This window comes from Streptomyces sp. ISL-99 (assembly GCF_018614005.1).
Lineage (GTDB): Bacteria > Actinomycetota > Actinomycetes > Streptomycetales > Streptomycetaceae > Streptomyces > Streptomyces flavidovirens.
In genome coordinates this window covers 118671-142906 of the sequence record NZ_JAGGPC010000017.1, presented here as the reverse complement: position 1 = coordinate 142906, position 24236 = coordinate 118671, and the positions used below count along the sequence as shown (strand labels likewise).

Below are 24236 nucleotides of genomic sequence, written 5' to 3'. Positions count from 1 at the left end.
CGCGCAGCGGCACCCCGCACCCCCCGCTCCCCGTTCGCCGGGGCCATTGTCACCATGGGGGGCATGAGCGCGAGCGCAGTAGTGGATGCACAGGGCACGGTGGCTGCCGGATTCGAACCGGTCAAGGACGCGTTCGTACGTAACTTCGGGCAACGCGGCGAGCGCGGCGCCGCCGTCGCCGTCTACCGGCACGGCCGCAAGGTCGTCGACCTGTGGGCCGGGACCCGCGACGTGGACGGCGCGGAGCCGTGGGCGGTCGACACCGCGCAAGTCGTACGGTCCGCCACCAAGGGGATCGCGGCGGCGGTGCCCCTGCTGCTCCATCAGCGCGGTCAGATCGACCTGGACGCCCCCGTGGCCACGTACTGGCCGGAGTTCAAGGCGAACGGCAAGGAGCGGGTGCTCGTACGGCATCTGCTGTCCCACCGGGCGGGAGTGCCGGTGCTCGACCGCCCGTTGACGCCCGCCGAGGCGATCGACGGCGTCAGCGGCCCGCGCGCCGTCGCCGCCCAGGCGCCCGCCTGGGAGCCCGGCACCGACCACGGTTATCACGCGCAGACGTACAGCTGGCTGATCGGTGAGCTCGTGAAGCGCGTGACGGGGCGAACCGTCGGACGCTGGATCGCCGAGGAGATAGCCCGGCCGCTGGGGCTCGACTTCTGGGTCGGGCTGCCGGCGGACGAGGCGCACCGCGTGGGCCGGGTCGGGCCCGTCGAGGCGCCGCCGCTGGACGGCGGGGCGCTGCGGCTGCGGCCCAAGCGGAGCGTGAGCGAGGCGTACGCGGACCCGCAGTCGCTCACACGGCGCGCGTTCGGGGCGATCGATCCGCTCGCGGACGAGAACGCCCCGGCGTACCGGGCAGTCGAACTCCCCGCGTCGGGCGGGATCTCCACCGCGCGGGCGCTGGCGCGGTGTTACGCCGCGATGATCGGCGAGGTGGACGGGCACCGGCTGTTCGCCCCGGCGACGCTCACGCTGGCGCGGACCGAGGAGTCGGCTGGTCCGGACCGGGTCCTGATCGTCAACACCCGCTTCGGGCTCGGCTTCATGCTGCACGGCTCCGGCGCGCCGCTGCTCGCCCCCGGCTCGTTCGGGCATCCGGGGCGCGGCGGCTCGCTCGGGTTCGCCGATCCGGAGTCGGGGATCGCCTTCGGATACGTAACCAACGGGCTCCAGAAGGGAGTTACCGCCGACCCGCGCGCACAGGCGCTGGTGCGGGCGGTGCGTTCCGCTCTGTGACCGGCTGACGCGGACGACACGTTGCGAGGGGTACGGCCGCCTGCGGGCCAGGTGAACCGGTGGTACCGCCGTCCGTCAGCCGGCGCGCAGCACCGACGCGACCAACGGGCCCGCCGCGTCGCCGCCGTGGCCGCCCGACTCGACGGACGCCGCTGCCGCCACGTCGTCGCTGAACCCGGCGAACCAGCTGTTGGACTTGCCCTGCCCGTCGACCTCCGCCGAACCGGTCTTCGCGCCCTTGTCGCCGCCGACCGAGGCCATCGCCTTCGTGCCCGTGCCCCAGGAGGCCGTCGCCGTCTGGCGCATCATGCCGACCAGCTGGCTGTGCACGGAGGGAGACATGGAGCGGGACGCGACGGCCAGCTCCCGGCCGTCCAGCGACCGCGGCACGATGATCGGCTGCCGGAAGGTACCGGCCTTGGCGGTGGCGGTGACCGACGCCATGTTGAGGGCGTTCATCTGGATCGTGCCCTGCCCGATGTACTGGGCCGCCGCCTCGCCGCCGGTCGCCTCGGGCACGGAACCGTCGGCGGTGGCGATCCCGGTCTGCCAGTTGTCGAGGCCGAGACCGAAGACCTCACGCGCGGTCTTGGGAAGCGCCGCGTCGTCCTTGGCGTCGTCGATCAGCTTGATGAAGGCGGTGTTGCAGGACCGGGCGAAGCTGGTGGCGAAGGTGCCGTCCGGGATGGAGAAGTCGTCCAGGTTCTTGAAGGTGTTGCCCTGGTACATCGCGGTCTTCGGGCACTCCACCTTCTGGTCCGCGCCCGTCAGGCCCTTCTCCATCAGCATCGCCGCCGTCACGATCTTCATCGTGGAGCCCGGTGCCTGCTGGCCCTGGACCGCCGCGTTGAAGCTGTCGGAGCGGTTGTTGGCGATGGCCAGGATCTCGCCCGTACTCGGCTTGACCGCCGCGACCGACGCCTCGCTGTGCTGCTTGACCGCCGTCTCGGCCGCCGCCTGCACGCCCGCGTCCAGCGTCGTCGGCAGCTTGCCCGGCTTGCCCCTGGTGAGGGTGAGCAGGGTGCGCGGGGCGGCATCGCCGCTGCTCTCGATCGCCAGCTCGACGCCGGGTTTCCCGCCCGCCTCCTCGCCGTACTTCTCGCGCAACGCGTCCAGGACGGGCCCGAGCGACGGGTACTTCTCCTTCGTCAGCTCGGCGCCCTTGCGGTCCACGGCCTTGATGGGCGGGGCCGAGGCCTCGCCCGCTCTCAGTACCTCGCCCTCCCCCAGGCCGGGATGGACGACCGAGGGCCTCCAGTCGACCAGCGCCTTGCCCGAGGTCAGGCCGCGCACGACGGTCAGCTCCGACTCGTACGAGAAGGACTTGCTCCGGCCCTTGTACGTCACCGTCGCGTCGGCGGTGAACGGCACCTTCGCACCCACCGCCGTGCCCGGCGTCAGCTTCACCTCGCTGATGTGCGCCTTGTCGCGGTAGGCGAACAGCGCGGGCTGCGCCTCGGCGGCGTTGTCGGTCAGATCAGCGGCCAGCCGGGCGTCGCCCTTCGCCCAGGCGGCGAGGAAGTCCTTCGCGGTCTGTCCGACCTCGTCCGCGCTCGGCGGACCCGACCTCTTCGGCGCCGAGACCGTCTCGGCGTCCGGACCGCCGCTCTTGCCGCTCACCACGGAGTACGCCCCGTAGCTCACCCCTCCGGCCACGGCCAGGAACACTCCGCCGACCACGACGACTTTCGCTACGCTGCGCATGCTGTGCAGTCCCCTCCCCAGGAGTCCCTGCTGAACTGAACGTGTTCAAGAGGTGCTCTACCGCACTGTACGGGACGGTAGTGACACCCGGGGTGACTGTTACAGGGCCGCGACGGACGCCGGGTCGTCACACCCGGGTGTCGAGCCAGATGCGGTCGCACCACTCGTCTACCGGGAGGGTCTGGGTCGTAGCGCAGGTGTTTACCGATGTCGATGTATTCGACCAGGCGCAGGACCTCGGCGTGCGCGTCGGGCAGGGTGAGCCGGCGGGTCCGGCCCCGGCGGTCCGTCTGGCCCGGGAGGGGGGCGCCGTCGATCAGCGGCTCGTGGTGGGCGACACGATTGCGCAGCGAGCCGTGGCTTCGGTGATCGACGTGCGGCCCGCCCCCCGGCACCACTCAACCAGCGTTGCGCCTCCTGCACGGCCGGTATGCCTGACCGTAGCGATTCGTCCCCGCGCCGCGTTTCAAAGGCGAAGAAGCGGAAATTCATCCTAAAATGGAGAAAGAGTGCACATTAGGGGGTCTGCCCGATGTCAACAGGGACACTTCTGGCGATCATCATTCCCATCGTGGTGGTGATTGCCGTGGCAGCCGTGGCGGCCTCGCTGATCATGCGCCGCCGGAAGCTGCGCGAGCGCTTCGGCCCGGAGTATGAACGAACGATGGAGGCTGCCGACAGCCGCATGGCCGGCGAGCGTGAGCTCAGGGCCCGCGAGAAGCGGCATGACTCACTGGACATCAAGCCGCTGGACAGCAGTGTCAGGGATCAATACACCAGAGACTGGACCGGCGTGCAGGAAGAATTCGTGGACCGGCCAGAGGACGCCGTTCACCACGCCGACCGCCTGGTGACCTCCTTGATGCACGAGCGCGGCTACCCGACCCAGGACTTCGAGCAACAGCTCAAGGACCTCTCGGTCCAGCACAGCCGCACACTCGAGCACTACCGGGCCGCCCATGATGTCGACGTGCTCAGCACTCGGCACGAGGCGACGACCGAACAATTGCGGGGTGCCATGGTGCACTACCGGGCCCTGTTCGACGAGCTGCTCGCCGACGGCGGCGAACCCCGTCACGCCGCACCGGCCTGAACGGCTCAGCGAACAGCCCGCCGCCCCAGTCCGGGAGGCCGGCCCGGGCCTCCCGGGAGCGGAGGAGAAATGCAACACAAGGACATACCGGACACCGCCGCCGCGAGCGGCCTGTCCACCGACGACCTCGCCCAGCCTCGCGACAAGTCCACACAGGAGGACGCGGCGAGCGCACAGACCGACGTACCGACTTTCCCTGGCGAGAGCACGACCACGCCGAGCAAGCCCGCCGAGGACGAGCCCGCGGGAGCCGACGTCGGCGCTCAGGACGAGGCGGTTGGAGCCGACTCCAGCACGCAGTACCAAGCCACGGACCAGGGCGGCCACGCCGAGGACGAGGCGCCTCAGCTCCTTACCCCGGAAGATGAGGAAGGCTTCCGCACACGCTGGGAGGAGGTACAGAACAAGTTCGTGGACGACCCACGCGACGCAGTGAACACTGCCGACGCACTCGTCGCCGACGTGATGCAAAGGCTGGCCACCACGTTCGCCGACCACAAACAGGAACTGGAAGGACAGTGGAACCGCGGCGAACAGGCGAACACCGAGGACCTGCGCCAGGCCCTGCGCCACTACCGCTCGTTCTTCAACCGCTTGCTGGTCACCTGACACGACGCGGCGCACAGACAGAAGAAAACGGGGCCGCGACCGCGAGACCGCCCCGCTGGACGGGTTACGGGCGGGTGTCGTGATGAGGCGTCGACTGCCGCGATCTTGGCCAGCAAGCCGATGCCCTCTCCGGCGCGCCGGAACCGGGCCCCGGCCAGTTCGTGCGCGGCACCACTTTGCTCAGTGCCGACCCCGACCTTGACGGCCGCGCTGGTGGCCGGGCCTCGGGCCGCCTGTGGGCCGTCGTCGGGGCCGGCGACGGCCAACGACGCCCCATGAGGACCACCATCCATGCGTCGAGCCGAGGCTCCCCCCGCCCCGGTTCCGCAGCTAGACCCAGGTGTCGAGCCAGATGCGGTCGCGCCATTCGCTTATGGGGAGGGTCTGGCCGGTGTAGATGGGCCAGAAGTAGATGAAGTTCCAGGCGATGAGCAGTACGAGCACTCCCGCGCCCACCGCCCCCGCCACCCGCCGCCGCTCGTGCGCGCCCGGTGGGCCCAGCATCGCGCCGATCATCATCGCCACCGCCAGGCACAGGAACGGCAGGAACACGACGGCGTAGAAGAGGAAGATCGTCCGCTCCTGGTAGAAGAACCAGGGCACCCAGCCCGCCGCGATCCCGCACGCGATCGCCCCCGCCCGCCAGTCGCGCCGGAACGCCCAGCGCCACAGCACGTACACGACCGCGAAGCACGCCGCCCACCACAGCAGCGGGGTGCCGAGCGCCAGCACCTCCTGGGCGCAGTCGCTCGTCTCGCTCGCCGGGCAGCCCTCCTGGCCGGGCTTCGGCGACTCGTAGAAGTACGACACCGGGCGGCCCAGGACGATCCAGCTCCACGGGTTCGACTGGTAGGTGTGACCGGACGTCAGGTTGATGTGGAAGTTGTAGACCTCGGTCTCGTAGTGCCACAGGCTGCGCAGCCAGTCGGGCAGCCACGTCCAGTTGCCGCCCTTGCCGTCACCCTGGGCCCAGTTCCGGTAGTAGCCCTCCTTCGTGACGATCCAGCCCGTCCAGGAGACGACGTACGTCACGAGGGTGACCACGACCGTCGCCACGAACGCCGGCGCGACGTCCCGCTTCAGCACCGCGGCGTACGGCCGCACCGCGCCCGCCGTCCGGCGCGCGCCCACGTCCCACACCACCGTCATCAGGCCGAACGCCGCCAGGATGTACAGGCCGTTCCACTTGGTCCCGAACGCCAGACCGAGGCACACGCCCGCCGCGATCCGCCACGGCCGCCACCCGAGCCGCAGCCGCTCCGCGACTTCGGAGTCCGGGCGCAGTACGCCCTCGTCGTCCGACGGGAGCGCCGCCGCCAGCCTGCGCCGCGCCCAGTCCCTGTCGATCAGCAGACAGCCGAACGCGCCGAGCACGAAGAACATCAGCACCTGGTCGAGCAGCGCCGTGCGGCTCATCACGAAGTGCAGGCCGTCCACCGCGAGCAGCGCGCCCGCCAGGCATCCCAGGAACGTCGAGCGGAAGAGGCGGCGTCCGATCCGGCACAGCATCAGGACCGACAGCGTGCCGAGTACGCACACCATGAAGCGCCAGCCGAAGGGCGTGAACCCGAAAAGCTGTTCGCCGGCACCGATGACCCACTTGCCGACCGGCGGATGCACCACATAGCCGGGGTCGGCCGGGACCGTGACCGACGACGGGTCGGCGAGGATCGATTTGTCGATGTCCTTCGGCCACTGCCCCTCGTACCCCTGGTGAATGAGCGCCCAGGCGTCCTTGGCGTAGTACGTCTCGTCGAATATCACCGCCTTGGGGCTGCCCAGGTTCCAGAACCGCAGCAGCCCGGCGACGAGCGCCACCAGCAGCGGACCGCCCCACGCGGCCCACCGCAGCAGGTGTCCGGCGAGTACGGGCGGCACGCCGAGCACGTGCCAGATCTGGGTGCCGGGCTTGCTGTACGGCGGCACGAGCCGTTCCCGCAGACCGATGACGGGCCGGGGCGCGTAGCCGAATCGGCGCAGCCGTTGCTGCCACGACGGTGGCTGTTCCCCCGGGGCCCGGCTCTGCTGGGCTTCTGACGCGGTACTGGTCACCGCGCCATCGTAGGGAACACATCTGTGCGCGTCGTGTGCGCGCCCTGCGAGGATGGCTCATGTGACTGGAACGACTGGAACGACTGGAACGCTTGTACTCGCCGGGACCCCCATCGGCGACGTCGCCGACGCGCCGCCCCGCCTCGCCGCCGAGCTCGCGACGGCCGACGTCGTGGCGGCCGAGGACACCCGGCGACTGCGCCGCCTGACGCAGGCGCTCGGGGTGCAGACGACGGGGCGTGTCGTGTCGTACTTCGAGGGCAACGAGAGCGCCCGTACGCCCGAACTCGTCGAGGCGCTGGAGGACGGGAAGCGGGTGCTGCTCGTCACCGACGCCGGCATGCCGTCCGTCTCCGACCCCGGCTACCGGCTGGTCGCCGCCGCCGTCGAGAAGGACATCAAGGTCACGGCGGTGCCCGGTCCGTCGGCCGTGCTCACCGCCCTCGCCCTGTCCGGGCTGCCCGTCGACCGTTTCTGCTTCGAGGGCTTCCTGCCGCGCAAGGGCGGCGAGCGCCTCGGCAAGCTGCGCGAGGTCGCCGGTGAGCGGCGCACGATGGTGTTCTTCGAGGCCCCGCACCGGCTCGACGACACCCTCGCCGCGATGGCCGAGGTCTTCGGCGACGAGCGCCGGGCCGCCGTGTGCCGCGAGCTGACCAAGACGTACGAGGAAGTGAAGCGCGGCCCGCTGAAGGCGCTCGCCGAGTGGGCGGCCGAGGGGGTACGGGGAGAGATCACCGTCGTGGTGGAAGGCGCCTCCGACGTCGCCCGGGAGCTCGATCCGGCGGAGCTCGTGCGCAGGGTGCAGGTGCGCGAGGAGGCGGGGGAGCGGCGCAAGGAGGCCATCGCGGCGGTCGCCGCCGAGGCGGGGCTGCCCAAGCGCGAGGTGTTCGATGCCGTTGTCGCGGCAAAGAATGCGGCACGGACGGGCTCCGCGGACGGCAAAGGACTATCGTGAATAGCTAAAGCCGGACCTAAAGACGGCTAAAGGACAGACCGCGCACCGGGCCTTTTTTCCATGGAAAGGCTAAGACCGGTCCATATATTGACAGGACCGATGCGCTCCTGCCTGAACAGGCGTCCACTGGACCAGTGGAAAGGAGCTGGCATGAGCGAGATCGCAGACACCGCCGGCGCAGGAACCACCGTTCACGAGGCCTACGCCTTCGCCTGCATGAGGTGTGGGCACGGGTGGGAGCAGTCCTTCGAGATACATCACCACGTCGACGGCAACGGCCACGCGTTCGTGACCTACACGGCTGATGGCGAGCGCGTTCCCTCGCCGCTGTCCCGCCCCACCTGTATCAACTGCGGCGGACATGTCGTACGGATCATGAAGGCGGGCCAGGTCTCGTCGATCAGGGAGATGCTGCGGGCGGCCGTGGTGGACGCCCCCATGGGCGGACCGGTGGTGGGCATCGCGGGGCCGGCCCTTGAGGACGCCCCCGGCCCGGTGCGGGTGAAGCACGAGTGGCACCTGTCTGATCTGCTGCATCCCTTCCAGCGCCGGAAGTGAGACGCCGCCGCGCCGGCTCGCGCGGACGGGGGGTGCGACCTTCGTACGGCTTTCGTACGGCGGCTTTCGTACGATCGTGACCATGAGCCCCAAGGACGCACTTCCGCCGCTGCCCGAGCCTCTCCGGGGAGAGGTAGCCGATTCGCACACCCACCTGGACATGCAGGACGGCACCGTCGAGGAGGCCCTGACGAAGGCCGCCGCGGTCGGTGTCACGACCGTCGTCCAGGTGGGCTGCGACGTGAAGGGCTCGCGGTGGGCGGCCGAGACAGCGGCGGCCCACGAGAACGTGCACGCCGCCGTGGCCCTGCACCCCAACGAAGCCCCCCGCATCGTCCTGGGAGACCCCGACGGCTGGTCGCGCCAGGGCGCACGGGCAGGGGGCGGGGACGGCGCCCTGGACGACGCGCTCACCGAGATCGACCGGCTGGCTTCCCTGCCGTACGTACGGGGGGTGGGCGAGACCGGTCTCGACTACTTCCGTACGGGCCCCGAGGGCATGGCCGCCCAGGAGCGGTCCTTCCGGGCCCACATCGAGATCGCCAAGCGGCACGGCAAGGCGCTCGTCATCCACGACCGCGAGGCGCACGAGGACGTACTGCGGGTCCTCGACGAGGAGGGCGCGCCCGAGCGCACCGTCTTCCACTGCTACTCCGGTGACGCCGCGATGGCCGAGATCTGCGGGCGCAAGGGCTACTACATGTCCTTCGCCGGAAACGTGACCTTCAAGAACGCCCAGCCGCTGCGGGACGCGCTCGCCGTCGCGCCGCTGGAGCTGGTGCTCGTGGAGACGGACGCGCCCTTCCTGACACCGGCGCCGTACCGCGGACGGCCCAACGCGCCGTACCTCATCCCGCTCACCGTGCGGGCGATGGCGGCGGTCAGGGGGATCGAGGAGGACGTTCTGGCGACGGCACTGGCCGCGAACACGGCACGCGCGTTCGACTACTGACGGCGGCCGACGTAACCCGCTACGACTCTGTGTAGTCGTGTTGCTTTGGAGAGTGACGGTCGCTCCGCTAGTGTCCCGGCCCGCAGCGTCATCGGGTGGACGGACCGGACTTCTGGAGCGTCGTGGGCAATTCGCAGGGCAGTCACCGGGCGGCGCGTCGCGGCAGTGGCCGCCACACGGTGGAGTACGTGGAGGTGACGTACGCCGACACCTACGTGCCGTCGTACGAGCTCCAGCAGCCGCGGCTGCCGCGCCAGAACCCCGGTGCGGTCGCGGCGGCGGACACGGTGGGGAGCGACGCGCGGGGTGGCGCGCGCGGCGATGGGCGGGGCGACGGACGCGGTGACGCGCGCGGCGGCGGGCACGGTGGCAGGGCGGAGGCCCGGCGGGCCGCCCGGCACCGCAAGGAGGCCGAGCGGCCCGAGGCGCTGCGCCGGCTCGTGCCCCAGGCGATGGTCGTCGCGTTCCTGGCCGGCGGCACCTCGGCGTTCGTCGCCAGCGACAAGGCGGTCAAGCTCAGCGTCGACGGCGTACCCCGCACCATGCACACCTTCGCCGACGACGTCACCGAGCTGCTGGAGGACCAAGGAGTGGAGGTGGGGGCGCACGACCTCGTCGCGCCGGCCCCCGGCACGGAGCTGGCCAGCGGCGACGAGGTCGTCGTCCGGTACGGCCGCCCCGTGACACTGACCCTGGACGGGCGGCGGCACCGGGTGTGGACCACCGCCCGTACGGTCGAGGGCGCGCTGCGCCAGCTCGGGGTGCGCGCGGAGGGCGCGTACCTCTCCGCCTCGCGCTCCCTGGCGATCGGGCGGGCGGGGCTGGCGCTGGACGTACGCACCGAGCGGACCGTGACGTTCATGGCGGACGGGCGCGAGCGCACCATCCGTACGAACGCCGCGACGGTGGGGGCCGCGCTGGCGGAGGCCGGCATCAGCCTGCGCGGCCAGGACACCACCTCTGTGCCGGCCGACAGCTTTCCGCGCGACGGGCAGCGGGTCACCGTGATGCGGATCAGGGGGGCGAAGGAAGTGCGCGAGGAGCCGATCCCGTTCGAGGTGATCAGGACCGCGGACGCTTCGCTCTTCAAGGGCACCGAAGTCGTGGTCCAGCCGGGTGAGGTCGGGTCGAGGAGGGTGACGTACTTCGTGCGTACGGTCAACGGGGTGCGGCAGCAGCCGAGGAAGGTCGCGGAGGAGATCGCGCGGGAGCCGGTCGCGCGGCGGGTGATGGTCGGCACGAAGGAGAAGCCGGCGTTCGTGGCCGGGGCCGACGGGCTCAACTGGAACGGGCTCGCCCAGTGCGAGTCCGGGGGGCGGCCGGGCGCGGTGGATCCCACGGGCAACTACGGCGGGCTCTACCAGTTCGACACGCGCACCTGGCAGTCGCTGGGCGGCAGCGGACGGCCGCAGGAGGCGAGCGCCGAGGAGCAGACGTACCGGGCGAAGAAGCTGTACGTGCAGCGGGGGGCCAGTCCTTGGCCGCACTGCGGCGACAGGCTGCGGGGGTGAGGCGGGGGAGGTTTCGGGGAGTGGGTTCGGGGGTGGAGCGGTGGCTTCGCGGTCGGTGCCGCGCCGGGGCGTCTCCTCGGGTGCCGAACGGGCGGGCGGTTGATTCGCGACGCCCAAACCGTGTTCGACACCCTGCGGGGAGCGCCCCGGCACGTCCCCTCCCGGCACCTCGCGGTCCTTGAGCGGCGTCGGGCGGGGGCGAGGCGGGTGCCGGGGACCTTTACGCTTGAGCGGTGAGCAGCACTGAGCCTTCTGAGACGCCTCCCCTGCACGACCTGCTGGGTCCCGCCGACATCCGGGAGCTGGCGGCGGCGCTCGGCGTACGCCCGACCAAGCAGCGCGGTCAGAACTTCGTCATCGATGCCAATACCGTGCGGCGGATCGTGCGGACGGCCGGTGTGCGGGCCGATGACGTGGTGGTCGAGGTCGGACCCGGGCTGGGGTCGCTGACTCTCGCGCTGCTTGAGGCCGCCGAGCGTGTGGTGGCAGTCGAGATCGATGATGTGCTCGCCACCGCGCTGCCTGCGACGATCGCTGCGCGGATGCCGGAGCGGGCCGATCGCTTCACCTTGGTGCACTCGGACGCGATGCACGTCACCGAGCTTCCCGGGCCGCCGCCCACCGCGCTGGTCGCGAATCTTCCGTACAACGTCGCGGTGCCGGTGCTGCTCACCATGCTGGAGCGTTTTCCCAGCATCGAGCGGACGCTCGTCATGGTCCAGGCCGAGGTCGCCGACCGGCTCGCGGCCCGGCCCGGCAACAAGGTGTACGGCGTGCCGTCGGTGAAGGCCTGCTGGTACGCCGACGTCAAGCGGGCCGGGGCGATCGGGCGCAACGTCTTCTGGCCCGCGCCGAATGTCGACTCCGGGCTGGTGTCGCTCGTGCGACGGGCCGAGCCCATCAAGACCTCGGCTTCGAAGGAGGAGGTCTTCGCGGTGGTCGACGCGGCGTTCGCACAGCGCCGCAAGACGCTGCGGGCCGCGCTGGCGGGGTGGGCGGGATCGGCCCCGGCGGCGGAGGCCGCGCTGGTCGCGGCCGGGATTTCGCCCCAGGCGCGGGGCGAGTCGCTCACGGTGGAGGAGTTCGCCCGTATCGCGGAGAACAAGGGGGTGGCGGCATGACGGTCACGGTCCGGGTTCCCGCCAAGGTCAACGTCCAGCTCGCTGTGGGCGGGGCGCGGCCCGACGGCTTCCACGACCTGGCGAACGTGTTTCTGGCGGTCGGCCTGTACGACGAGGTCACGGTCACGCCGGCGGATTCCCTGCGTGTCACCTGCTCGGGGCCCGACGCGGGGCAGGTACCCCTGGACCGTACGAACCTGGCGGCGCGGGCGGCGATCGCGTTGGCCGAACGGCATGGTCTGTCGCCGGATGTGCACATTCACATCGAGAAGGACATCCCTGTCGCGGGTGGCATGGCGGGCGGCAGCGCGGACGGCGCGGGTGCGCTGCTGGCGTGCGACAGGCTGTGGGGTACGGAGTGCCCGCAGTCTGAACTGCTGGGGATTTGTGCTCAGTTGGGCAGTGATGTGCCGTTCAGTCTGGTGGGCGGGGCGGCGCTGGGTACGGGGCGCGGCGAGAAGCTGACCACTCTTGAGGTGGGTGGGACGTTCCACTGGGTGTTCGCGGTGGCGGGCGGCGGGCTGTCGACACCGGCGGTGTACGGCGAGTTCGACCGTTTGACGGCGGGGAGTGAGGTCCCGGCACCGGAGGCGTCCCCGGTTCTGCTGGAAGCCCTGCGTGCGGGTGATGCGGCGCTTCTGGCGGGCGCCCTGGTGAACGACCTCCAGCCCGCGGCCCTGTCCCTGCGGCCCTCCCTCGCCGCCACTCTGGCGGCGGGCACGGAAGCGGGCGCGCTGGCGGGCCTCGTCTCCGGGTCGGGCCCGACCACGGCGTTCCTGACGAAGGACGCGGAGGCGGCCGAGTCGGTGGCGGCGGCCCTCATCGCTTCGGGCACCTGCCGTACGGCGCGGGTCGCCCAGTCCCCGGCGACGGGTGCGACGGTCGTCGGAGCCTGAGGACGGGGCGCTGTACTCAGAAGGAAATGAGTACGGGCGCCCTGCCCGGACGCCGTGCGCGGGCGGGAGCGTACCCGCATGGGAAACAGTGTTCGCGAGCTCGCCGACCGGACGCCCGCCGGGCGCGACCGGTACACAGACCTGCTGCGCGTCGCCTCACTCGGCACCGTCGTCGCCGGGCACTGGCTGATGGCCGCTGTATCCGCCGACGGCAGTGTGGGGAATCTTCTCGCCGTCGTGCCGGGGCTTCAGATCCTCACGTGGGCGTTGCAGGTCATGCCTGTGTTCTTTTTCGTCGGCGGGTTCTCGCACGCGCTCTCCTATCGGTCGCTGAGTCGCAGGCACGAGGCTGCGTACTCCGTGTTCGTACGGGCCCGCCTCCAGCGGCTGCTGCGGCCCACCATGGTGTTCGTGCTGGTCTGGGGCGCCGCCGCCCTCGTACTGCAGCTCCTCGGCGATCAGCAGGGGCTGACCGGTGTCGCCCTTCGCCTCGTCGCTCAGCCGCTCTGGTTCATCGGGATCTACCTGGCGATGGTGGCCTTCACCCCGCCCCTGCTGAAGCTGCACGAGCGTTATGGCTGGGGCGCCTTCGCCGCGCTCGCCCTCGCCGCCGCGGGCGTCGACGTGCTGCGCTTCGCGTTCGGCGTGCCGTACGTCGAGTTCCTCAACTTCGCCTTCGTCTGGCTCGCCGTCCACCAGCTCGGCTTCCTGCGCGCCGACGGGCGCATCCGCAGGCCCGTTGTTCTCGCGGCCGCCGGGCTGGCCGCTGCCGCCGCGCTGGTCGCCTTCGGGCCGTACCCGCTGAGCATGGTGGGAATGCCCGGCGAGAAGGTCAGCAACATGGCTCCGCCCACGCTCGCGCTCCTCGCCCACGGCCTGTGGCTGGTCGGCGCGGTCGAGCTGCTGCGCGCTCCCGGCGCACGCCTCGTCGCACGGCCACGCGTCTGGCGGACCGTCGTCGCCGCGAACGGTGTCGCGATGACGGCGTTCCTGTGGCACCTGACCGCGATGCTCGGCGTGTACGGCGCGATGCTCGCCCTCGACCTGCCGCTGCCCGCACCGGCGAGCGGGGCCTGGTGGGCGCAGGTGCCGCTGCGGTTCGCCGCGGCGGCGGCGCTGACCGCGCTGTGCGTGGCGGCGTTCCGGGCCTTCGAGCGGCCTGCGGGGGGTGGTGGTCTGCCGGCGGCCTCTCCCGGGCGCCTGGCGGGCCCCGCTGCCGCGGTCGGCGTCACGCTGTGCCTGCTCGGGGTGCTGGGACTGTCGATGGTCGGCTTCGCCGGCCTCCTCGAAGGCCGTACGGCCCTGCTCATCGCCGTACGGATAAGCGCCCCGGTCGCGGTCCTCATGGCCCTCGCGGGCTGGCTCCTGGTGGAGACGGCGGGCCGGCCCCGGCCCGCCCCGCTCGCCCGCTGACCCCCTCACGCGGCGGAGCCGCGAAGTGGGGGCGCCTTCCCTCCGCCGGTGGTCGGGACCGGGTGGTCGTCGGAGGGGTTCGGCGGGCGACTACGCTTGAGCGTCTGTCCCTTTCCCGTCCCTGGAGCGCGCACCCATGGCCGTCAACCTGGTCAATGTCGAGGCAGTCAGCAAGGTGTACGGCACCCGTGCCCTGCTCGACGGCGTGTCCCTCGGCGTATCGGAGGGCGACCGGATCGGCGTCGTCGGCCGTAACGGCGACGGCAAGACGACCCTCATCCGCATGCTCGCCAAGCTGGAGGACGCCGACAGCGGCCGCATCACGCACAACGGCGGCCTGCGTCTGGGCGTACTCACGCAGCACGACTCGCTCGACCCCGCCGCGACCGTCCGCCAGGAGATCATCGGCGACCTCGCGGACCACGAGTGGGCGGGCACCGCCAAGATCCGCGACGTACTGAACGGCCTCTTCGGCGGCCTCAGCCTGCCCGGCTTCGAGCACGGCCTGGAAACGGTCATCGGGCCGCTGTCCGGCGGTGAGCGCCGTCGTATCGCGCTCGCCAAGCTCCTCATCGAGGAGCAGGACCTGCTGGTCCTCGACGAGCCGACCAACCACCTCGACGTCGAGGGCATCGCCTGGCTCGCCCAGCACCTTCAGAACCGCAGGTCCGCGCTGGTGTGCGTGACCCACGACCGGTGGTTCCTCGACCAGGTCTGCACCCGCATGTGGGACGTGCAGCGCGGCGCCGTGCACGAGTACGAGGGCGGTTACTCGGATTATGTGTTCGCACGTGCCGAGCGCGAGCGCATCGCCGCCACCGAGGAGACCAAGCGCCAGAACCTGGTCCGCAAGGAGCTGGCGTGGCTGCGCCGCGGCGCCCCCGCCCGTACGTCGAAGCCGCGCTTCCGCGTCGAGGCGGCCAACGAGCTGATCGCCGACGTACCGCCGCCCCGCGACACCTCCGAGCTGATGAAGTTCGCCAACTCGCGGCTCGGCAAGACCGTCTTCGATCTTGAAGATGTCACCGTCCAGGCCGGGCCGAAGGTGCTGCTCCAGCACCTGACGTGGCAGCTCGGGCCCGGCGACCGCGTCGGTCTCGTCGGCGTGAACGGCGCGGGCAAGACGTCGCTGCTGCGCGCCCTGGCCGACGCGGCGGGTACGCAGGGCGACGCCCAGCCGGTGGCCGGCAAGGTCGTCGTGGGCAGGACCGTGAAGCTCGCGTACCTCTCGCAGGAGGTCGGCGAGCTGGACCCGAAGCTTCGGGTGCTCGAAGCCGTTCAGCGCGTACGGGACCGGGTGGACCTCGGCAAGGGCCGCGAGATGACGGCGGGCCAGCTCTGCGAGCAGTTCGGGTTCACCAAGGAGAAGCAGTGGACGCCGGTCGGTGACCTGTCCGGTGGCGAGCGGCGGCGGCTGCAGATCCTGCGGCTGCTGATGGACGAGCCGAACGTGCTGTTCCTGGACGAGCCGACCAACGATCTCGACATCGAGACGCTGACGCAGCTGGAGGACCTGCTCGACGGGTGGCCGGGATCGATGATCGTCATCTCGCACGACCGGTTCTTCATCGAGCGGACCACGGACAAGGTGTACGCGCTGCTGGGTGACCGCACGCTGCGCAACCTGCCGCGCGGTATCGACGAGTACCTGGAGCGCAGGCAGCAGATGATCGAGGCCGCCACCCCGGCGCCCGCCGCTGCCGCCCCCGTGAAGAAGAAGGCCTCCGGCGACGCCCGTGCCGCGCAGAAGGAAATGCAGAAGATCGAGCGACAGCTCGGCAAGCTCTCCGACAAGGAGACCAAGCTGCACGCCCAAATCGCGGAAAACGCGACGGACTTCGAGAAGGTTGCCCTGCTCGACGCCGAGTTGCGCGAACTCGTCGCCGGGCGCGACGAGCTGGAGATGCGCTGGATGGAACTCGCCGAGGACGCGTAGCGATTGCGCGAAGCCGAATAACGAGCGCGTCACGGGCCGGTCCTCCCTTGGGAACAGGGGCGGACCGGGCCCTCGTTCGAGGGGGCTCAAGTGATAGAAAGAAGCCCCGCTCGACTGACGTAGATCTGCGGGGCTCAAGCCCGATTCGCTCCTTTCTGGGGCAGTTACGCCGCCGGAATTGCGGGGGAGACCGAACGGGCGGCGGTCTCGTGTGAAGAGGTAAGCGCTGATGTCTCAGCCGCCCAACCAGCCGCCGCAGGGCGGCTTCGGAGCCCCCCAGGACCCCAGGCAGCAGCCGCCCCAGCCGCCTGCCCAGCCACCGCAGATGCCCCCTGCCCCGCCCGGCCCGCCTGCCCCGCCCCAGCAGCCCCCGGCGCAGCCCGGATACGGCTACCCGCAGGCGCCGCCGCAGCAGGCGCCGCAGCCGGGATACGGCTACCCGGGCCAGCCGGGTCAACAGCCGGGCCAGGCGGGCCCGTACGGCCAGCAGCAGCCTGGACCGTACGGCCAGCAGCCCGGTCCGTACGGTCAGCAGCAGCCGGGGCCTTACGGCGGCTTCCCCGGCGCGCCCGCGCCGGGCACCGGCGGCAGCGGTGGCCCCTTCAAGGGCAGGACCGCGGTCATCATCGGTGCGGCCCTCGCCGCGGTCCTCGTCGGCGGCGGCATCTACATCGCCACCAGCGGTGACGGCGGCGGCAAGAAGAAGCCCGTCGCCAACGGCAAGGAGAACGGCAAGCCGGGTGGTCTGCCCTCCGGCGACACCGGTGACGACTCGGCCGGCGGCCGCGACGCCGGTGACGATCTCAACGCAGGGCGCCAGGCGGGCGAGTCCAAGGTCCTGTGGCTCCAGAAGAACAGCGTGGACCTGCCGCGCAACGGCGCCGACGTGTACGGCCCGTGGTTCACCGACGGCCTCGTCGTCAAGGCGATGTACAAGTCGGTCGCCGCCTACAACACCACTGACGGCAAGGAGAAGTGGAACCTTCCGCTCTCCACCCAGATCTGCGCGGCGCCCGTCAAGGCCGCCGACGACGGCAAGATCGTCATCGGCGTCAAGGACGGCACCACCGAGCGGGCCAAGTGCAGCCGGCTGCAGATGGTCGACCTCAAGACCGGCAAGGCGGGCTGGAAGGCCGAGGTGAAGAAGGAGGGGGCGTTCGACATCCTCTCCGACATCACGCTGGCGATCAGCGGCAACACCGTCACCGCCGGCCGCACCGGCCACTCCACCGCCTTCAGCATGACGGACGGCAAGGAGCTGTGGGGCAAGCTCCCCGGTGAGTGCCAGCCGTACGCCTTCACCAGCAGCGCCAAGCTGATCTCCGCCGCCGCCTGCTCCACCGGCGAGGCCGCCAGGAACCACGAGCGGATCCAGGAGCACGACCCGGCCACCGGCAAGGTCAAGTGGAGCTACCCGCTGGCCAAGGGCTGGCAGGTCGACAAGGTCTACTCCGTCTCCCCGCTCGTCGTATCCGTGCAGGAGCGCCAGAAGAAGACCTGGAGCGTCATCGCTCTGACCGACAGCGGCAAGCTGCGCTCGGAGATCGACGGCGGCAAGGACAAGTTCCAGCCCCGGTGCGGCGGCAGCTTCGTCATCTTCGGCCGGAACCTCGAAGGCTGCACCGGCGTCGCCGCCGACGCGGACACCTTCTACATGGCGACCGCCGAGAAGACGAGCGGCCTTGAGCGCACCAACGAGGTCGTCGCCTTCAACCTCGACACCGGCAAGCCCAAGTGGCGTTCGTCGGGCGACCGGGCCATCATGCCGCTGAAGATGGAGGGCGGAGAGGTCCTGGTCCACATGGCGGCGTCGTACGACAAGGGCGGCGCCCTCGCGACCATCCCGCCGTCGGGCGGCAAGCCGAAGACGCTGCTGCAGAACCCGCAGTCGACCGCCCAGATCGAGAACGGCTTCTTCACGACGAAGATCGCCTACGAGGACAGCCGGCTCTTCGTCATCAGCTCCCGCGTCAGCGCCAGTAACGACGAGGAGGAGAAGGAGACGAAGACCATGATGGTCTTCGGCAAGTGACGGCCAGTGACTGAGCGGGCCAGTGACTGAGCCCAGGGTCTTCCCGCACGTCTTCGACTCCCCTTCTCCAGAGGTACGCACGCCATGACGCAGCCACCGCCCCCGCCGCCGAACGAGCCCCCGCAGGGCGGGTTCGGCGCACCGCCGCCCCCGCCCGCGGGCGGCTTCGGCGCCCCGACTCCGCCCCCGCCCGCCGACCAGCCGGGTTACGGCTACCCGCAGGCGCCCCCGGCGCCGCCCGCCCAGCCCGGCCAGCAGCCCGGTTACGGCTACCCCGCCCAGCCGGGCCAGCAGCCCGGTTACGGCTACCCGGCCCAGCCCGGCCAGCCCAATCCGTACGGGCAGCAGCCGCCGTACGGCCAGCAACAGCTGCCGTACACCTACCCGCAGGGCATGCCCCCGCAGGGCGGCGGCAAGAAGGTCAACACCACCACGGCGGTCGTCATCGCGGCGGTCGTCGCGGTGGCGCTGATCGTCGGTGCCGGCGTCTGGTACGTGTCCGGCAGCGACAACGGCGGCAAGGACGACCCTGCCCAGAACTCCTCCGCGGGCTCGACCGGCGGCGGAGGCGGCGACGACGCCAAGCCCGCCCCCGACGGCGCGGGCAAGGAGGAGCAGCCCTCCAACACCAATTCCAAGGTGCTCTTCCAGCTGCCCGCCCCGAAGGTGACGGGAACCGTCGCCGGCGTCAACGGCTCCTGGATCACCGACAAGGCGTACGTCAAGAGCGGCCTCAACGAGGTCGTGGGCCATGACCTGGACAAGGGCACGGAGCTGTGGACGATCCCGCTTCCGGGCGAGGTCTGCGCGGCGTCGCCGCACGTCACCAAGGACAACAAGACCGCGATCCTCTTCGCCGGGCCGATGCCGGCGGGCGCCACGTACTCGCCCTGCACCGAGGTCGGTGTGATCGACATCGACGCGGGCAGGCTGGTGTGGCAGAAGTCGGTCAAGGACGGTGACGACAAGGTCGTCTTCGGCGAGGTCACGATCGGCGGCGACGCGGTCGGCGCCGGCGGCACCCGTGGCGGCGCGGCCTTCGACGTCAACACCGGCAAGGTCCGCTGGCAGCCGAAGGCCAACGCCGAACAGTGCCGCGACGTGGGCTACGCGGGCGGCGAGGCACTCGCCACCGTGCGCAGCTGCGGTTCGGTCAGCGCGCCCCAGCTCTCCATCGAGTACCTGAACCCGAAGACCGGCGCCCCGCTCGCCAAGTACAAGATGCCCAGCGGTGTGGACCGGGCGAGCATCGTCTCCACCAAGCCGCTGGTGGCCGCCGCCGATGTCGGTGACACCGCCGGTGACGGCAGCGGCGTGTCCGACTTCTTCTCGATCGACGAGAAGACCGGCAAGCTGCGCGCCAGAATCCCGGCCGATGCCGAGAAGTACGCCCCGAGGTGCCGGGACACCGAGGGCTGCACCAAGGTCGTCGTCGGCAACGGCAGGATCTACCTGCCGACCGAGGAGCACGAGGGCGGCACCGAGGGCGGCCGTACGAACGAGATCGTCTCCTTCGACCTCGCGACCGGCAAGCTCACCAGCGACCGGGCCGACGCGGGCGACCGCTACACGATGCACCCGATCCGCATGGACGGGGGCAACGTCATCGCGTACAAGTACCCGCCGTACGACAAGGGCGGCCAGGTGGTGAGCCTCAACGGCAGTTCCATGAAGGAGACGCTGCTGCTGGAGAACCCGGCCGACCGGGCGGTCCGCGAGGTGTCGACGAGCTTCACGGTGGACGCCGCCGAATTCCGGTACGCCGACGGCCGCCTGTTCATGGCGACGCGGCTCATGAGCGCGCAGAGCGCCGGCTTCAAGCGTTACCTGGCGGTCGGCTTCGGCGCCGGCTGAAGCGCCTGGCACAACCGACCCACAGGTCACAGCGGCCCTGGCAGTGGTTTGTTTCCACTGCCGGGGCCGTCCCATGTCACATCCGGCCCGGCAAGTAGTCCTGAATCGCGAGGAATTCGACAATCCGGGAGGCTTCTTACCAGTAAGGGGCGCGCAGCGTCGAACAAGCGTGTAGCTTGCCGGGGCAGGAGCGCCGGGGGGCCAGCTCCAGGAGCAGGGGTATGGGGGGTTTCTCTATGGGCGTGCGGCTCATGGTGGTTGACGACCACCGACTGCTCGCCGAGGCGCTCGCCTCGGCACTCAAGTTGCGCGGGCACCGGGTACTCGCTGCGGCCGCCCCGACCTCGGGGGCGGCGGAACTGGTCGTCAGCAGGGCGCCCGAGGTGTGCCTCTTCGGTACGGCGGCTCCCGCCGATCCAGGGGTGTTCGACCCGATCGTCCGTATCAAGCGCGAACGGCCGCAGGTGGCCGTCGTCGTGCTCGGCCCGGTGCCCAGCCCGCGCGGCATCGCCGCGGCCTTCGCCGCCGGGGCGTCCGGTTACGTACGCCACGACGAGCGCATCGAAGGCGTCGAGCGCGCCATGGTGAAGGCACGCGCCGGGGAGACGGCGGCGGCGCCGCAACTCCTCCAGGGCGCGTTCGCCGAGCTGCTCAACCCCGCCGCGCAGCCCGACGACGAGGGCCACCGGCTGCTCCGGATGCTGACGCCGCGCGAGGTCGAGGTCCTGATGCGGGTCGGGGACGGCGAGGACACGCGGCTGATCGCGGCCGGTATGGGCATCGCGCCGAGCACCGCCCGCACGCACGTCCAGCGGGTCCTGATGAAGCTGGGCGTCGGCTCCCGCCTGGAGGCGGCGGCGCTCGCGGCACGCACAGGGCTGCTGGACCGCGCGGCGCGCGCGGAGGCGGATCATCATTGACGACCACTGTTGAGACATGATTGGTTGTGTTCAATTATGTTGTTCAGTGGTGGGTCTGATGAGGAGCCTGCGTGTGAAGAAGACGTCGACTCGGCTGGCCGACGGTCGCGAGCTGCTCTACTACGACTCCCGCGACGACGCCGTGCGCGATGCCGTTGACCCGCGGCCCCTCGACCCGATCGCGACCACCTCGCAAATCCGCCGCGACCCGCTCCTCGGCGACTGTGTCGCCATCGCCTCGCACCGCCAGGGCCGCACCTACCACCCGCCCGCCGACGAGTGCCCCCTCTGCCCCTCGCGCGACGGCCGGCAGAGCGAGATCCCGGCCGCCGAGTACGAGGTGGCGGTCTTCGAGAACCGCTTCCCGTCGCTGGCCGGGGACGCGGGACGCTGCGAGGTGGTCTGCTTCACCTCCGACCACGACGCGTCCTTCGCCGACCTCACCGAGGAACAGGCCGCTCTCGTACTGGAGGCGTGGACCGACCGGACGGCCGAGCTGGCGGAGCTGCCCGGGGTCCGGCAGGTGTTCTGCTTCGAGAACCGGGGCGCGGAGATCGGCGTCACCCTCGGCCACCCGCACGGCCAGATCTACGCCTACCCCTTCGTCACCCCGCGCACGGCCCTGATGCTGCGTTCCCTGGCCGCGCACCTCGCGGAGACCGGCCGGAACCTCTTCGACGACGTCGTGGCGCGGGAGCGCGCCGAGGGGACCCGGGTGGTCCTGGAGGGCGAGCACTGGGTGGCCTTCGTGCCGTACGCCGCGCACTGGCCGTACGAGGTGCACCTCTACCCGAAGCGGCGCGTGCCCGACCTGCGCGGACTCGACGACGGCGCGCGCACAGAGTTCCCACAGATCTATCTGGAACTGTTGCGCAGGTTCGACCGGATCTTCGGCCCCGGCGAGCCGCCGACGCCGTACATCTCCGGATGGCACCAGGCGCCGTTCGGCACCTCCGGCTTCGCACCGGAGTTCGCACTGCACCTTGAGCTTTTCACCGTCCGACGTACTTCGGGCAAGCTGAAGTTTCTCGCGGGTTCCGAATCCGGCATGAATGTGTTCATCAACGATGTGCCGCCGGAGACCGCGGCAGCGCGACTGCGAGAGGTAGCGAGCGAGTGAGTCAGCACAAGTACTTGGTCACGGGCGGTGCGGGGTACGTCGGCAGCGTGGTCGCGGCCCATCTCCTGGAGGCCGGTCACGAGGTGACCGTCCTCGACGACCTCTCCACCGGCTTCCGCGAGGGCGTCCCGGCCGGCGCGACGTTCATCGAGGGCCGCATCCAGGACGCCGCGCGGTGGCTGGACCCCTCGTACGACGGCGTCCTGCACTTCGCCGCGTTCTCGCAGGTCGGCGAGTCCGTCGCCGACCCCGAGAAGTACTGGGCGAACAACGTCGGCGGGACCATGGCGCTGCTCGCCGCGATGCGCGGCGCGGGCGTCCGGAAGCTGGTCTTCTCCTCGACGGCGGCGACGTACGGGGAGCCGGTCTCCACGCCCATCACGGAGACCGCGCCGACCGCGCCGACCAGTCCGTACGGCGCCTCCAAGCTGGCCGTCGACCACATGATCAGCGGCGAGAGCGCCGCGCACGGCCTGGCGGCGGTGTCGCTGCGCTACTTCAACGTCGCGGGCGCCTACGGCACCTGCGGCGAGCGCCACGACCCCGAGTCCCACCTGATCCCGCTCGTCCTCCAGGTCGCGCAGGGCCGGCGCGAGTCGATCGCGGTGTACGGCGACGACTACCCGACGCCCGACGGCACCTGCGTACGCGACTACATCCACGTCGCCGACCTGGCCGAGGCACACCTGCTGGCACTGGACGCCGCCGCGCCGGGAACCCACCTGATCTGCAACCTCGGCAACGGCAACGGCTTCTCGGTCCGCGAGGTCGTGGAGACCGTACGGAAGGTCACGGGGCATCCGATCCCCGAGACCCCGGCGCCGCGCCGGGCAGGCGACCCCGCGGTGCTCGTCGCGTCCGCCGACACGGCGCGCGAGAAGCTCGGCTGGAAACCGTCCCGCGCGGACCTCGCGGGCATCGTCGCGGACGCGTGGGCGTTCGCCCGCCGGGAGGAACAGGACGTATGACCGACGCAGTCGCCGCCGCCGTCGCGAAGGCCTTCACCGAGCTGTACGGCGCCGGGCCGGACGGGGTGTGGGCCGCCCCCGGCCGGGTCAACCTCATCGGCGAGTACACCGACTTCAACGACGGCTTCGTGATGCCGCTCGCCCTGCCCCACACGGCGGTCGCGGCGGTCGCGCGCCGCGACGACGGCGTGCTGCGGCTGCACTCGGCGGACGTCGACGGCGGCATCGTCCAGCTGCGCACCGACGAGCTGGCGCCGCCGCTCGCCGGCGGGAGCTGGGCGGCGTATCCGGCCGGTGTCGTGGGGGCGCTGCGCGAGGCGGGCCACGCGGTCGGCGGTGCGGACATCCACCTGACGTCGACGGTGCCGACGGGGGCGGGGCTCTCGTCGTCCGCCGCGCTGGAGGTGGTCACGGCGCTGGCTCTGAACGACCTGTACGCACTCGGGCTTTCCGGCGCCGAACTGGCGGTCGTCGCCCAGCGGGCCGAGAACGCCTTCGTCGGCGTGCCCTGCGGGATCATGGACCAGACGGCGGCGGCCTGCTGTACGGAGGGCCACGCGCTGCACCTGGACACGCGGAACCTCACGAGCCGTCAAGTCCCGTTCGACCTGGCCGCCCACGGCCTCGAACTCCTCGTCGTCGACACGCGCGTCAAGCACGCGCTGGGCGACGGGGCGTACGCGGAACGGCGGGAGGGGTGCGAGGCGGGGGCTCGGGCGCTGGGCGTGGCGGCGTTGCGTGATGTGCCGTACGCGGAGCTGGCGCAGGCGCTGGGGTCGCTCGGCGACGAGCGGATGCGTCGCTACGTACGCCATGTGGTGACCGAGAACCACCGGGTGGAACGGGTGATCGCCCACTTGGACGCCGGCGCCCCGCGAGCGGTGGGCCCGCTGCTGACCGAGGGGCACGCGTCGCTCCGCGACGACCTGCGGGTCTCGTGCGCCGAGCTGGACCTGGTGGTCGAGTCCGCCGGTGCGGCGGGGGCGTTGGGAGCGCGGATGACGGGGGGCGGGTTCGGTGGCTCGGCGATCGTCCTGGCGGAGTCGTCGGCGTCGGACACCATCACCAAGTCGATCGAGGCGGCGTTCGAGGCGACCGGCCTGACGCCACCCCTCGTCTTCCCGGCGGTCCCGTCCCGCGGAGCGCGCCGCGTGGCGTGAGGCGGGGTTTTCCCACCCCGGGGTTTTCCCCACTCCGCCCCGGGTGGCTCCGAGCCGTTCGCCCGGCACAGTGCGTCGTTCTTTGTCGACTTCTGTCTCCATACGAAACATGAGACACACCTTCAACAACTCGGCCCATCAGT

The 24236-nt window shown here is 71.1% G+C and carries 19 protein-coding genes; 17 read left to right on the top strand and 2 right to left on the bottom strand.

What is annotated here, in order from left to right:
* Positions 1 to 81: 81 nt before the first annotated feature.
* Entirely contained in the window at positions 82 to 1239 is a 1158-nt protein-coding gene (locus tag J7E91_RS11060; protein WP_214901452.1) for a serine hydrolase domain-containing protein, read from the top strand.
* A 75-nt stretch (positions 1240 to 1314) separates the two neighbouring features.
* Here the strand turns inward: J7E91_RS11060 and J7E91_RS11055 are convergent, their stop codons facing one another.
* The gene (locus J7E91_RS11055; protein WP_214901398.1) at positions 1315 to 2943 is read right to left on the bottom strand and encodes a penicillin-binding transpeptidase domain-containing protein; all 1629 of its coding nucleotides are present in this window, start codon (positions 2941 to 2943) and stop codon (positions 1315 to 1317) included.
* A 532-nt stretch (positions 2944 to 3475) separates the two neighbouring features.
* On the opposite strand from J7E91_RS11055, the gene J7E91_RS11050 reads away from it, so the two are divergent.
* Both J7E91_RS11050 and J7E91_RS11045 read left to right on the top strand, forming a co-directional pair.
* Positions 3476 to 4036, top strand: a complete 561-nt coding sequence (locus J7E91_RS11050) for a hypothetical protein (protein WP_214901396.1) — start codon at positions 3476 to 3478, stop codon at positions 4034 to 4036.
* 69 nt (positions 4037 to 4105) lie between these two features.
* Positions 4106 to 4645, top strand: coding sequence for a hypothetical protein (locus J7E91_RS11045; protein WP_214901394.1), 540 nt, complete (start codon positions 4106 to 4108; stop codon positions 4643 to 4645).
* Between the two features lie 330 nt (positions 4646 to 4975).
* Here J7E91_RS11045 and J7E91_RS11040 read toward each other — a convergent pair whose 3' ends face one another.
* Positions 4976 to 6697, bottom strand: coding sequence for a dolichyl-phosphate-mannose--protein mannosyltransferase (locus J7E91_RS11040; RefSeq protein WP_214901392.1), 1722 nt, complete (start codon positions 6695 to 6697; stop codon positions 4976 to 4978).
* 61 nt (positions 6698 to 6758) lie between these two features.
* On the opposite strand from J7E91_RS11040, the gene rsmI reads away from it, so the two are divergent.
* From rsmI to galK, 14 genes are all read left to right on the top strand, one after another.
* Positions 6759 to 7652 (top strand): 16S rRNA (cytidine(1402)-2'-O)-methyltransferase, encoded by an 894-nt coding sequence (rsmI, locus tag J7E91_RS11035; protein ID WP_308376346.1) that lies wholly within the window; start codon positions 6759 to 6761, stop codon positions 7650 to 7652.
* 150 nt (positions 7653 to 7802) lie between these two features.
* Positions 7803 to 8210, top strand: coding sequence for a hypothetical protein (locus J7E91_RS11030; RefSeq protein WP_214901383.1), 408 nt, complete (start codon positions 7803 to 7805; stop codon positions 8208 to 8210).
* Positions 8211 to 8292: 82 nt separating this feature from the next.
* A complete protein-coding gene (locus J7E91_RS11025) occupies positions 8293 to 9162 on the top strand; it encodes a TatD family hydrolase (protein WP_214901381.1) in 870 nt (289 codons plus the stop codon).
* Positions 9163 to 9341: 179 nt separating this feature from the next.
* On the top strand, positions 9342 to 10673 hold the full coding sequence (locus J7E91_RS11020) for a ubiquitin-like domain-containing protein (RefSeq protein ID WP_374224667.1): 1332 nt from the start codon (positions 9342 to 9344) through the stop codon (positions 10671 to 10673).
* 233 nt (positions 10674 to 10906) lie between these two features.
* Positions 10907 to 11794 (top strand): 16S rRNA (adenine(1518)-N(6)/adenine(1519)-N(6))-dimethyltransferase RsmA, encoded by an 888-nt coding sequence (gene rsmA, locus J7E91_RS11015; protein WP_308376344.1) that lies wholly within the window; start codon positions 10907 to 10909, stop codon positions 11792 to 11794.
* Positions 11791 to 12690: a 4-(cytidine 5'-diphospho)-2-C-methyl-D-erythritol kinase gene (locus tag J7E91_RS11010; RefSeq protein ID WP_214901377.1), complete on the top strand. Its 900-nt coding sequence runs from the start codon at positions 11791 to 11793 to the stop codon at positions 12688 to 12690. The genes rsmA and J7E91_RS11010 overlap by 4 nt, the downstream gene beginning before the upstream one ends.
* Positions 12691 to 12768: 78 nt before the next feature.
* On the top strand, positions 12769 to 14103 hold the full coding sequence (locus J7E91_RS11005) for an acyltransferase (protein WP_214901375.1): 1335 nt from the start codon (positions 12769 to 12771) through the stop codon (positions 14101 to 14103).
* Between the two features lie 136 nt (positions 14104 to 14239).
* Positions 14240 to 16039: an ABC-F family ATP-binding cassette domain-containing protein gene (locus J7E91_RS11000; RefSeq protein WP_214901372.1), complete on the top strand. Its 1800-nt coding sequence runs from the start codon at positions 14240 to 14242 to the stop codon at positions 16037 to 16039.
* Between the two features lie 229 nt (positions 16040 to 16268).
* Entirely contained in the window at positions 16269 to 18071 is a 1803-nt protein-coding gene (locus tag J7E91_RS10995; RefSeq protein ID WP_214901370.1) for a PQQ-binding-like beta-propeller repeat protein, read from the top strand.
* An 84-nt stretch (positions 18072 to 18155) separates the two neighbouring features.
* Positions 18156 to 19925 carry a PQQ-binding-like beta-propeller repeat protein gene (locus J7E91_RS10990; RefSeq protein ID WP_214901369.1) on the top strand — a complete coding sequence of 590 codons (1770 nt, stop codon included), beginning with the start codon at positions 18156 to 18158 and terminating at the stop codon, positions 19923 to 19925.
* A gap of 236 nt (positions 19926 to 20161) precedes the next feature.
* Positions 20162 to 20845 carry a LuxR C-terminal-related transcriptional regulator gene (locus J7E91_RS10985; protein WP_214901447.1) on the top strand — a complete coding sequence of 228 codons (684 nt, stop codon included), beginning with the start codon at positions 20162 to 20164 and terminating at the stop codon, positions 20843 to 20845.
* 73 nt (positions 20846 to 20918) lie between these two features.
* On the top strand, positions 20919 to 21965 hold the full coding sequence (gene galT / locus J7E91_RS10980) for a galactose-1-phosphate uridylyltransferase (RefSeq protein WP_214901367.1): 1047 nt from the start codon (positions 20919 to 20921) through the stop codon (positions 21963 to 21965).
* Entirely contained in the window at positions 21962 to 22933 is a 972-nt protein-coding gene (galE, locus tag J7E91_RS10975) for a UDP-glucose 4-epimerase GalE (RefSeq protein ID WP_214901365.1), read from the top strand. The genes galT and galE overlap by 4 nt, the downstream gene beginning before the upstream one ends.
* A complete protein-coding gene (gene galK / locus J7E91_RS10970; RefSeq protein ID WP_214901363.1) occupies positions 22930 to 24093 on the top strand; it encodes a galactokinase in 1164 nt (387 codons plus the stop codon). The genes galE and galK overlap by 4 nt, the downstream gene beginning before the upstream one ends.
* Positions 24094 to 24236: the final 143 nt, after the last annotated feature.